The 10,580-nt window shown below is 36.1% G+C and carries 12 protein-coding genes and 1 rRNA gene; 7 read left to right on the top strand and 6 right to left on the bottom strand.

Annotated elements, in window-relative coordinates:
- Positions 1-259 precede the first annotated feature (259 nt).
- The 6 genes from AOG55_RS08320 to AOG55_RS08295 all read left to right on the top strand — a co-directional run bounded on the left by AOG55_RS08320 (position 260) and on the right by AOG55_RS08295 (position 5,319).
- A 16S ribosomal RNA gene (locus tag AOG55_RS08320) occupies positions 260-1,729 on the top strand.
- A 126-nt stretch (positions 1,730-1,855) separates the two neighbouring features.
- Positions 1,856-2,092 (top strand): protein translocase SEC61 complex subunit gamma, encoded by a 237-nt coding sequence (locus AOG55_RS08315; RefSeq protein ID WP_052656800.1) that lies wholly within the window; start codon positions 1,856-1,858, stop codon positions 2,090-2,092.
- A gap of 10 nt (positions 2,093-2,102) precedes the next feature.
- Positions 2,103-3,002 carry a transcription elongation factor Spt5 gene (locus AOG55_RS08310; RefSeq protein WP_052656802.1) on the top strand — a complete coding sequence of 300 codons (900 nt, stop codon included), beginning with the start codon at positions 2,103-2,105 and terminating at the stop codon, positions 3,000-3,002.
- Complete coding sequence (locus tag AOG55_RS08305) at positions 2,999-4,375, top strand: hypothetical protein (protein ID WP_054964122.1); 1,377 nt, start codon at positions 2,999-3,001, stop codon at positions 4,373-4,375. Before AOG55_RS08310 ends, AOG55_RS08305 begins: the two co-directional genes overlap by 4 nt.
- Before the next feature lie 2 nt (positions 4,376-4,377).
- Complete coding sequence (locus tag AOG55_RS08300; RefSeq protein ID WP_052656804.1) at positions 4,378-4,827, top strand: DUF1947 domain-containing protein; 450 nt, start codon at positions 4,378-4,380, stop codon at positions 4,825-4,827.
- A 42-nt stretch (positions 4,828-4,869) separates the two neighbouring features.
- Positions 4,870-5,319: a peroxiredoxin gene (locus tag AOG55_RS08295; RefSeq protein ID WP_048101873.1), complete on the top strand. Its 450-nt coding sequence runs from the start codon at positions 4,870-4,872 to the stop codon at positions 5,317-5,319.
- Positions 5,320-5,535: 216 nt separating this feature from the next.
- On the opposite strand, the gene rpl12p is transcribed toward AOG55_RS08295, so the two are convergent.
- Genes rpl12p through AOG55_RS08270 form a run of 4 tightly spaced genes read right to left on the bottom strand, consistent with a single transcriptional unit; the run spans position 5,536 to position 7,931 of the window.
- The gene (rpl12p, locus tag AOG55_RS08285; RefSeq protein ID WP_048101875.1) at positions 5,536-5,850 is read right to left on the bottom strand and encodes a 50S ribosomal protein P1; all 315 of its coding nucleotides are present in this window, start codon (positions 5,848-5,850) and stop codon (positions 5,536-5,538) included.
- A gap of 13 nt (positions 5,851-5,863) precedes the next feature.
- A complete protein-coding gene (locus tag AOG55_RS08280; RefSeq protein WP_048101876.1) occupies positions 5,864-6,814 on the bottom strand; it encodes a 50S ribosomal protein L10 in 951 nt (316 codons plus the stop codon).
- Complete coding sequence (locus AOG55_RS08275) at positions 6,811-7,455, bottom strand: 50S ribosomal protein L1 (protein ID WP_048101877.1); 645 nt, start codon at positions 7,453-7,455, stop codon at positions 6,811-6,813. Before AOG55_RS08275 ends, AOG55_RS08280 begins: the two co-directional genes overlap by 4 nt.
- A 2-nt stretch (positions 7,456-7,457) precedes the next feature.
- Entirely contained in the window at positions 7,458-7,931 is a 474-nt protein-coding gene (locus tag AOG55_RS08270) for a 50S ribosomal protein L11 (RefSeq protein WP_048101878.1), read from the bottom strand.
- Positions 7,932-8,082: 151 nt separating this feature from the next.
- On the opposite strand from AOG55_RS08270, the gene AOG55_RS08265 reads away from it, so the two are divergent.
- Positions 8,083-8,739: a 2-phosphosulfolactate phosphatase gene (locus tag AOG55_RS08265; RefSeq protein ID WP_048101879.1), complete on the top strand. Its 657-nt coding sequence runs from the start codon at positions 8,083-8,085 to the stop codon at positions 8,737-8,739.
- Here AOG55_RS08265 and AOG55_RS08260 read toward each other — a convergent pair.
- Complete coding sequence (locus tag AOG55_RS08260) at positions 8,736-9,413, bottom strand: 6-hydroxymethylpterin diphosphokinase MptE-like protein (protein WP_048101880.1); 678 nt, start codon at positions 9,411-9,413, stop codon at positions 8,736-8,738. The genes AOG55_RS08265 and AOG55_RS08260 overlap by 4 nt on opposite strands.
- Complete coding sequence (locus tag AOG55_RS08255) at positions 9,410-10,540, bottom strand: DUF373 family protein (RefSeq protein ID WP_048101881.1); 1,131 nt, start codon at positions 10,538-10,540, stop codon at positions 9,410-9,412. The genes AOG55_RS08260 and AOG55_RS08255 overlap by 4 nt, the downstream gene beginning before the upstream one ends.
- Positions 10,541-10,580: the final 40 nt, after the last annotated feature.

Here is a 10,580-nt window from a genome sequence, read left to right as displayed (position 1 = left end):
AGCTAATATAATTATTTTAAAATTTTTTATTAATTTATAAAATCTCTAAAATTGAAAAATATTATATACAGATATGTAATTACTAATAGTAGCACAAAACCAATCTCAAACGGATAGATGGATAATATGCATGAAAATGCATTTGGATGAAATCTATTTTCCAGGGTTGGCAGAGATGAAGTTCCCATTTGAATAATGGGTTCCGATATGTAAGGCAAAGCCGCTAATTTCTTTAACAATAAAAGTGGAGGTAGGATTAACTCCGGTTGATCCTGCCGGCGGCCACTGCTATCAAGTTCCGACTAAGCCATGCGAGTCAAGGTATCGTAAGATGCCGGCATACTGCTCAGTAACACGTGGATAATTTACCCTTGGGAAAGGGATAACCTCGGAAAACTGAGGCTAATACCTTATAGTTGCTTAAAACTGGAAGGTTTAGGCAATGAAAGTTTCGACGCCCAAGGATAAGTCTGCGGCCTATCAGGTAGTAGGTGGTGTAACGGACCACCTAGCCTTAGACGGGTACGGGCCCTGGGAGGGGTAGCCCGGAGATGGACTCTGAGACATAAGTCCAGGCCCTACGGGGCGCAGCAGGCGCGAAAACTGTGCAATGCGCGAAAGCGCGACACGGGGAGCTTGAGTGTCTTGGCATAGCCAAGACTTTTCTTATACCTAAAAAGTATAAGGAATAAGTGCTGGGTAAGACGGGTGCCAGCCGCCGCGGTAACACCCGCAGCACAAGTGGTGGTCACTTTTATTGAGCCTAAAGCGTTCGTAGCCGGTTTTGTAAATCTTCAGGTAAATCCTGAAGCCTAACTTCAGAAGGCCTGAAGAGACTGCAAAACTTGAGATCGGGTGAGGTTAAACGTACTTTCAGGGTAGGGGTAAAATCCTGTAATCCTGGAAGGACGACCGGTGGCGAAGGCGTTTAACTAGAACGAATCTGACGGTGAGGAACGAAGGCTAGGGTAGCAAACCGGATTAGATACCCGGGTAGTCCTAGCTGTAAACACTGCCCACTTGATGTTGCTTTTCCGTTGAGGGAAGGCAGTGTCGGAGCGAAGGTGTTAAGTGGGCCGCTTGGGAAGTATGGTCGCAAGACTGAAACTTAAAGGAATTGGCGGGGGAGCACCGCAACGGGAGGAATGTGCGGTTTAATTGGATTCAACGCCGGAAAACTCACCGGGAACGACCTGTGGATGAGAGTCAACCTGACGAGTTTACTCGATAGCAGGAGAGGTGGTGCATGGCCGTCGTCAGCTCGTACCGTAGGGCGTTCACTTAAGTGTGATAACGAGCGAGACCCACATCTCTAATTGCTAATGTATATGCGAATATACATGCACTTTAGAGAGACCGCCATCGCTAAGATGGAGGAAGGAGCGGTCGACGGCAGGTCAGTACGCCCCGAATTTCCCGGGCTACACGCGCATTACAAAGAACGGGACAATGCGTTGCAACCTCGAAAGGGGAAGCTAATCGCGAAACCCGTCCATAGTTAGGATTGAGGGCTGTAACTCGCCCTCATGAATCTGGATTCCGTAGTAATCGCGGGTCAACAACCCGCGGTGAACATGCCCCTGCTCCTTGCACACACCGCCCGTCAAACCATCCGAGTTGGTGTTGGATGAGGCTTAATTCGAGAGGGTTAAGTCAAATCTGATGTTGGTGAGGAGGGTTAAGTCGTAACAAGGTATCCGTAGGGGAACCTGCGGATGGATCACCTCCATGAAAAGGCAGCTTTGCCTTACACTACTTTTTTTATTTTTTAATTTTTGTTATGCTTTAATGTTTTTATAAAGAATTTTAATACAATTTAGAAAAGATTTTATTTTATGTTTGTCTTATCAATATGATGGATAAAACTACCCAGGACAAAAAGACCGTTGAGGACAGGCTAATCGAGCAGCAGGAGAAAATAGAGAGAAGATTTCAGGGAATAGGCAAGGGAAAATATTCAAGGATTTTAAAAATGGCCAAAAAACCAACAGGTGAGGAATACACTAAAATATCCCTTATAGCAGGTGTTGGAATTATTCTTTTAGGATTAATAGGTTTTATTATATATTATATAATGCAGATAGTGTTTTAGGTGAGTTTTAATGGAACAGGAATTTGAATGGCTGGAATCAAATATTGGTGATGAAATAAATGCGGGATGCAATAAGAAAATTAAGAAGAGGGAGGAAAAGGATACTGATAGCAGTTTAATACCATTAAATTTAACTGTTAAAAACATTCAGAATGTAAAAAGAAAGTTTAATGTAAATATAAAATGCAGCTTCAATCAGAAAGATCCATTAATAGAATGGAAGATTAAATTAAAAAATGATTATAATTTGTCCCCAAAGGATAATAAAGAAATAAATGAGGATTTTGATATAGAGGGAAATAAAAGCCGCGACCTGAATTTAGAGATAGATACCCCAAGAGGGGGGTATATGAATGACTCACTCACAGTAAATCTAACAATAAATTCAGAGGATGGCATAAATAAGTATAATAAAATATTTAAGGTAATTTTAAGACCGGTAATAATAATAGCAAAATGTACAATAGGCAAGGAACTTGATATTGCCATAGACCTTTCAAATCATGGGGAGAAGGACAGGGACGATAGAAAAAAGAGCAACCCAAATGCTGAAAATGAAATAATGGCAATAATGTCTCCATATGAAATAAAGGGATACTTCTTTATCGAAACCATGCATGTGGACCGCGTTGAGCTTCTGGCAAGGCAGATAAGGGGATTTAAGGGTCTGGTTTCCGGTGAAATAGATATATCAGAGATAGAAAAATACCTTACACCAAAGCCAGCGGTTACGGGCCTTGAAATGGGGGCCCTTGTGGAGATTGTTGAGGGGCCATTCAAGGGCGAAAGGGCAAAGATAACATCAATAGATGCCGCCAGGGAGGAGGTAACAGTCCAGTTAATAGAATCCATGGTACCAATACCGGTAACGGTAAAGGCTGAGGCCATTAGAAATCTTGATAAGGCATGAAAATTAAAAGTAATTCAGCAGATAGTGAAAGAAAATTTATTGATAATATAAAAAAATTTTTTGAAGACCCACTTGTTATACTTCCTGAATGCACCGATAGCTGCATGTTCTGCCCGGTAAAATCTTATAAAAAAAAGATTGAGGCCATGATGCAGAACAAAAATTTTGGAAAATATTTTAATTCCGCAGACCAGCTGCTCAGTGCCATATCAGAATCCTATAAAATACTGGAAAATGAGAGGGTTCCATTAACCGGAATAATAAAAACGAATTATGGGTCTGTATCATTCTGCAAAAGGGGAAATTCCGATGAGTATATATTATCAGGGGTTCAAAATTACAACAATACTGTTTACAGGCTGCTTGCATTTAAAAATGTTATAAAAAACAAAAAATTAAACATTTATTCCTCCTCCAATTTTTTTCAGGCAACATGTAAAAACATGATTAATATAGAAACCCTTAAGGATATATTAAATGATGAAAAACTTCAATATAAAATAGAAAATGGTGATGTTATATTTGGGACCTCCGGAAATAAAATGGAGTTCAATTTGTTTAACATAAAAATTATTATTTATGAGGATTTTCAGCAGAACATACCATATTTATTATTTAAACACATTGCAATGTACGATTACAATCTTGATATTAAAACTGATTTTCTTGAATTCATCGATGATGATAAAGGTACAGTTTTTGAGTATATAAATAATAACATAGATGGCAGAACGTTCTTTTCAAAAATAAAAAAATTCAAGATTAATTATGTAAAAAATAATGCACTCTTTGTAATAGATAATAAAAATTATGGTGTTGAGGATTTTGTAAAAATATTAAATTTTGACCCAAAAATTTCAGATTTTATCAAGGATAAATTAAGGGAATCAAAAACAGGATTTTATCTGGAAAACGCTAACCAGAGGAAAATATTTGAATTTCTATTTCCCCGATATAAAAATGAAATAATTAAACTGATGTATGGTTTAAATGATGATGAAATAAAAAAACTAAAAGGTGGTCCACTTGAGATAATGAATATGGCTGCAGATATTAAAAACAGGAAAAATGTGGAAAATAAAATAGTAAAGCCCTGGTCTGAAAATTCTGGATTTTTAATAGGGCTGATTACAGAATATTTTAGCCACGGTGAGGAGGCGGGGATAGTGTATGGCCAGAGGGGATCAGTGGATAGCCCAATAAAAAAGGGGATATACTCTGCATTTCTTTCTGTTCTTGGAAAGAATGAGGGGTGGCGTTTCTCTGACAGTGAGGAAAAACTTGGAGAGCTAATATACCCATATATGAAGAACATAATAAATGGCACTGAGATTAACAAAGAGTTAAATAAATTAAAAGCCATAATTGATTAATTATGTCTAAACATGTAATATCAAAAAAAGATTATAAAGAATTAAGGGACAAGATGGCAGCAAAGGGCATGGACATATCAGGACTTGAAAATATTGAGGTTGAGGAAAAAAAGAAGGATAAAATATATTATTATATGGGCAGACCTGTGATAGTCAATGATATGCCAACAATATACCTTATTAATTACATTAAGCCAAAGGACAGGGTGGTGGTTATAGATTCAGGGGCAGAACCCCATATAAATAATGGTTCAAACCTATTCGCACCCGGCATTATAGATATGGATATTAATATTAAAAAAGGGGATACAGTTTATATAAAAAGCAGTAAGGGTTATTATATTGCACTGGGAATTGCAATGGATGATGGTGAAAATATAATGAGGAATAAAAAGGGAGAGGCTGTTAAAATAATACATTATATGAATGATCAGATCATGAAATTATTTTAAAAAAATACAAAAATATTATTAATTTATTAATTATATATAATCATGGAATTATTAAATGTTGGCGATACTGCACCGGATTTTGAGGCCACAGATCAGGATGGGAACAGGGTAAAATTGAGCGATTTTGCCGATAAGACGGTGGTTCTTTATTTTTATCCAAAGGATAACACCCCAGGATGCACCGTGGAGGCAAAGAATTTCAGAGATAATATAGACCTTTTTAATGAAAATGGCGTGACGGTTCTTGGTGTCAGCGTCGATTCACCAGAATCGCATAAAAGGTTTCAGGAAAAGCAAGGATTAAATTTTACACTTGTTTCAGATAAGGAAAAGAAAATAGTTAAGGATTACGGAGTTCTTGGGCTGTCAACCGCAAAGCGTGTGACCTATATAATAAATAAGGGAAAAATAGTATATGTATTTCCAAAGGTTACACCAAAGGACCATGCAAAAGAGGTTTATGATAAACTCAAAGAATTGAATCTAATATAATTTTTATATTTGTTATATTTAATCGGAAATAAAATTATTTTTTATATCAGCATCCATTATTGTTACCCCAATGGAGGAAATCAGCCATATTATTGATATAAGCAGTAAAAATGAGTTAAACCTTATAAGAGAGTAAATTAAAATTGCAAGTGGTATAATATATTTTATTAATAACCAAAAAAAATTATTTAAATTCATATTAATTCATTTATATATTTATCCAAACAGAGAGCTTAGTCCAGCCATTGCATCTGATTCTGCTTCCTCTTTCTTTTCTTCCTTCTTTTTCTCCTCTTTCTTCTCTTCCTTCTTCTCAGATGCTGCCGGTGCAGGTGCTGCTGCGGCTACTGGAGCTGCTGCTGCATTTTTAAGAACCTCATCTATATTCACATTTTTCATGCTTTCAAGAAGAGATTTTAATCTTGCCTCATCAGCAGTAACTCCTGCGCCTTCGAGTACCTTCTTCAAGTTCTCCTCATCTATTTCTTTTCCAGCTGTGTGGAGTAACAATGCTCCATATATATATTCCATTCAAACTACCTCCTTATCCAAATAAAGCTCCGAGTCCTGAAGCTGCATCATCTTCAGATTTTTCCTCCTTGCTTTCTTCTTTCTTTTCTTCCTTTTTATCCTCTATGTTTTCATTATTTAAATCTTTATTTGTTAACGCATTAATTGCGCCAGCATTTATTGCAGCCTTCCTTATAAAGATTTCAATGTTCTTTTCGTCCACAAAGTTTGTGGTTAATGCAAGTTCCTGTGCCTCCAGATATGCCTTTGAAATAAATTCTTTAACAGTTTCCGGTACGAGATATTTAATTTCCATTGCAATATTTTTTGCACCGAAGAATGCCTTTGAAAGATCTGCCATTATGCTCTCAACGGTAATTGATAGCACATCCCTTGTGAATATAATGCCATCCTCATATGCAGAGAGAAGGTCAAGTCCAACTGTAACAGGGAGTATTTCAAGTTTTTCAAGTATCTGTGCCTTATCCTTTGTTATGACCTCTCCCTTCTTTACGAGTTTTACCTCACTTTTTATTACAATCTTACCCTTTTCAATACCTGCTGGTATACCTGCCTTCTGAAATACAGTTATCATTGGGCCTGGTGGAAAATTTGTTTCCTTTGGCTCTATTATTATATCATCCTCTGCTATTTCACCGCCTCTGGCTGCTGCCTTTGTTCTTTTTGATTCTAGTATGTCATATATTGATTTTGGTGTTTCCTTTGTTGTTAAAAGTGCAACCTGTCCGTTGGCAAATTCTGCCATGTTCCCTATGCTTTTTTTATTGCTATTTTTAAAGGCCCTCTGCAGGAGCCTTGCACGCATGACCTTAATATGTGCATCTGACCTCAGATCGTTTCTGATCTTCTGGAATTCCTTGTTTCTTAAGCCCTTTATGCTAACAACAGCTGCAACCGGGCTGTTGTTTATTTCGTTGGTAATCGAATCTACCAATTCAACCTTCCATTTTGCTGGCTCGCTCATTCTATATCACCCAAATCTATGTTTACAGCCTTGCCCATGGTAGATTTTATGTACACAGACGCAAGATTGCTTTTTCCCTTCTCAAGATGTGATATAACCCTTTTAACAACTGCATTCAAATTCTGGGAAATCACATCGTCTGGCATATCCTTAACGCCTATGGGAACATGGAAAGTCCTTTTGTCCCTGCTGCGCGCCCTTACACTTTTTTTAAGATTTTCTATCAACTGTGTTGGGTCCTGGCCTGGAGGCACGGGTTTTGGCATCTTACCCCTGGGTCCCAGTATTATACCAAGACTTTTACCAATAGACCCCATCATTGTAGATTCAGCCACAAAGAAGTCTATTTTATTTACAAGCTTTTTAAATGCCTTTTTATCGTCTATAAAATTATTTAAATCCTCAAGACTGTATTTATAATCGGCATTTTGTGCCTTTAGCCTCATTTCATCACTGGCTATGAGCGCAACCTTAATATCCTTGCCACGACCCCCGGGAAGTATTATTTCCTCATTGATTCTGTTTTTGGGGTCCGACATATCAACATCCTTTAGATTAAAGGCAAGCTCAAGGCTTTCCTTAAATTTTCTTTCCTTTCCCTGTTTTGCTTCCTGTATGCTTTTAATTACTCCACCGGCCATTATTATTCACCTATTTCTATTTCGCCGTTCTTTATTTTTTTCTGTATCTCTTTTGGGCTCTGCCCCTCCACTGTTATTCCAAGGGAAACAGCAGTTCCCAAAACCTCCAGAACAGCTCCTTTCATATTGTATGAAAGTAATGATGGTTTCTTGGCCTTTGCAACATTTTTTATCTGTTCAAGTGTCGCATTGCCAGCTATTTTTTCCTTTACATTTCCTGATCCCTTTTCTATTCCGACCTCCTTCTTTAGGAGGGCGGATGTTGGGGGCACACCCACTATTATCTCATATTTTTTTGTGGTGGGGTCTATAACATTTACGGTTACAGGCACCTGCATCCCCGCGAAGGATTTTGTCTTCTCGTTTATATCCTTAACAACCTGTCCGAGATTGAGCCCAAGAGGTCCAAGGGCCGGACCAAGAGGCGGGCCAGTTGTGGCTTTACCTCCCTCAACCATTGTTTTAACAGCAACCATATGTTACACCTTTTGATTATACCATATTATAAACATATTTTTAATATTTTTCTTTTTTAAAATGTTTAACAATTATAAAAATTACATAATAGTTTTTGAAAATTTATGCTCCTATAAAAAATAACTTATATTTATATATTATACAATACAGATGAATGTAAATATAGTTGATGGGCGAAAAGAAAAAATTTTTGACGGTTCAACAAAAGTTCTGATAGATATTTTTAGATCTACAACGACAATTCCATTAATTTTATACCGTGGTGCAAAATATGTAATTCCGGTAAGAACCATAACAGAGACAAGAAAATTAAAAAATAAGAATCAGGATTATATTACCAGTGGGGAAAGATTTGGATTAAAAATACCCGGGTTTAATTTTGAAAATTCACCATACTCCATTATGAATGCTGACCTTTCTGGAAAAATAGTCTTATTTACATCAACAAACGGTATTAAGGTGCTATTCAAGCTTATCAAATATCCTGGAGATATATATATTTCTTCATTTATAAATTTAACGGCAACCTATAATGCCATTAAAGATAATGAAAATATTTCCCTTGTGGTATCTAACAGACCGGATGGTAAATCTGATGAGGATTATATTTATGCAGAAATGCTTAAAAGCAGGCTTGAGGGAAATGAGGTAAATATTGATGATTATATAAATAAAATTATAAACAGTCATGGAGCAAAAAGATTAAAGATTATGGGTGCGGGTCATGATATAGACTATTCAATAAAGGTTGATATGTATAATTATCCTGTTATATACAGGGATGGCAAAATAATTACAAAAAACTAAATCTCAATCACACTTGATTCAATGAATTTTTTATGCCTTTCGCTGGCAAGTATTTCAAGAAGTTTCCTTGCCCAAAATAACTTTTTTTTCTTAAATGCTATGGAATTTTCGTCATAGTATGGCTTTATGGTAACCTCTTTGAAACAGAATCCAATCAATATTATACTGGAAGCATTAAGATACTTTGCAAGAAATGCTGACCTGTCCCCATCAGTAAATCCAAAATAATTTTTTATGTTTTTTATGGGTATGTTCTGTGTGGTTCCCATTGCCCTTGGGAATTTCGATGAATACTTGAGTATTTTATTAATATTATCCCCATGAGCATGTATTATTAAATCAGTACCATTTTTATAATAATTATGAATTAAATTAATGTCACCATCCAGGTCTGTAACAATTATATCGGGCTTAATTGATGCATATTCATGGAATCTTGTTACTGCTGAATCGGCAACAATAACCACACCGCCAGATATTGAATTTAATCCATCAGGCATGTTTTTTCCATTTCCTACTATAAAGAAATTTTTACCATGGTATTTTTTTAAAAAATTTTCATTGCTGTTAATATAATTTGAAAGAATAAATGATGATATTAAATCTTCATTGCGGTTTATCCCCAATGAGTCTGTTATATCCTCATATATTTTTAACCATTGTATTAAATTCATTTTACACCAAATAATGATTTTTGCTTTGATTTTATTGTTGAACGGTACTTATGTATTACTGCTGTGACGAGGGCCATAATAATCCCGGCTATCAGATAGACAAAGTAGATCATAAAAGATGAAAATTTTATAAAGCCCACAACATATCTTATATAATTTATCATTCCGTAGGTAATTAACTCTAGGGCTATTGAAAATGATACGCCGTACCATATTTTTGAGAGCCTTCCAGCCTTGCTAATAAATGATATATCAAAGGCCTCAAATAATGATCTTGATAGGTAAGACCCGTAAACCCACCATGAAATTATTGCCAGAAAAACCAGAATTTTATTTAACAATGGTACTGTTTTAAGTGTCTGCTCATATGTATATGCAATGCCTATAATTATTATAAAGAAGGACACCACATATGATAGCATGGATATCTTTGTTTCTTCTGAATATTCCTTTAAAGCGCTTAATACTGTTACAATTTTTGGCCTTATATCCGCATCCTTTAAAATAAAATAGGAACCTATAACTATTGTAACAAGCATAATTGCACCGCTTGATGGTATAATAACATATGACCTGCTTATTATCATGGAATATACAGTAAATATTAGCAGTGCAATACCATAGCTGAGTAAAAGCAGACCAACAGGCACGGTGAACTTCCTTGAAACTTTTTTATCCTTAAAGGCTTTAACAATATAATAATATGTGGATTCAATATTTTCATTATGCCTTACTATAATATGCTTAACATACCTTATCTTAATTCGTGATGCTATTATTGGTGTTATATAATCATCCTCGGCACCGTCAGAAATGAGGATTAAATCATCATAATGTTCCATGTTTAATACCTCATCAAGCTGAAGGCTCAGAATCTCATCTGATTTTTCCCCAACGTCACTATCACCGGTGATTAGTGCTATTTCCACATTTTCTCCCTTATCCTTTAATTCCTGGTAATGTTTTAGTGCACCAAAAAGTGCGTTTGAATCAGAATCTTCGGGGTCCTTTGTTATCAGGGCAGTGGCTGCCCTGTAACAGTTATTATATCCAATAATCGGTCCGGTAATACCGGCCTTCATACCGTAATCGTTATCCCGGTCGATGTTTAAAATTAATGTCTTCATAGGTGCATATTAATAAAGAGATAAAACTATTTAAATATTT

This window comes from Acidiplasma cupricumulans, from assembly GCF_001402935.1.
Lineage (GTDB): Archaea > Thermoplasmatota > Thermoplasmata > Thermoplasmatales > Thermoplasmataceae > Acidiplasma > Acidiplasma aeolicum.
The sequence above is the reverse complement of the archived record's forward strand: the minus strand, read 5'-3'. Positions and strand labels throughout refer to the sequence as shown.

Coding starts and splice junctions, on each gene's coding strand:
- AOG55_RS08315 (WP_052656800.1), top strand. CDS start 1,856: ATGGATAAAACTACCCAGGACAAAAAGACCGTTGAGGACAGGCTAATC.
- AOG55_RS08310 (WP_052656802.1), top strand. CDS start 2,103: ATGGAACAGGAATTTGAATGGCTGGAATCAAATATTGGTGATGAAATA.
- AOG55_RS08305 (WP_054964122.1), top strand. CDS start 2,999: ATGAAAATTAAAAGTAATTCAGCAGATAGTGAAAGAAAATTTATTGAT.
- AOG55_RS08300 (WP_052656804.1), top strand. CDS start 4,378: ATGTCTAAACATGTAATATCAAAAAAAGATTATAAAGAATTAAGGGAC.
- AOG55_RS08295 (WP_048101873.1), top strand. CDS start 4,870: ATGGAATTATTAAATGTTGGCGATACTGCACCGGATTTTGAGGCCACA.
- rpl12p (WP_048101875.1), bottom strand. CDS start 5,850: ATGGAATATATATATGGAGCATTGTTACTCCACACAGCTGGAAAAGAA.
- AOG55_RS08280 (WP_048101876.1), bottom strand. CDS start 6,814: ATGAGCGAGCCAGCAAAATGGAAGGTTGAATTGGTAGATTCGATTACC.
- AOG55_RS08275 (WP_048101877.1), bottom strand. CDS start 7,455: ATGGCCGGTGGAGTAATTAAAAGCATACAGGAAGCAAAACAGGGAAAG.
- AOG55_RS08270 (WP_048101878.1), bottom strand. CDS start 7,931: ATGGTTGCTGTTAAAACAATGGTTGAGGGAGGTAAAGCCACAACTGGC.
- AOG55_RS08265 (WP_048101879.1), top strand. CDS start 8,083: ATGAATGTAAATATAGTTGATGGGCGAAAAGAAAAAATTTTTGACGGT.
- AOG55_RS08260 (WP_048101880.1), bottom strand. CDS start 9,413: ATGAATTTAATACAATGGTTAAAAATATATGAGGATATAACAGACTCA.
- AOG55_RS08255 (WP_048101881.1), bottom strand. CDS start 10,540: ATGAAGACATTAATTTTAAACATCGACCGGGATAACGATTACGGTATG.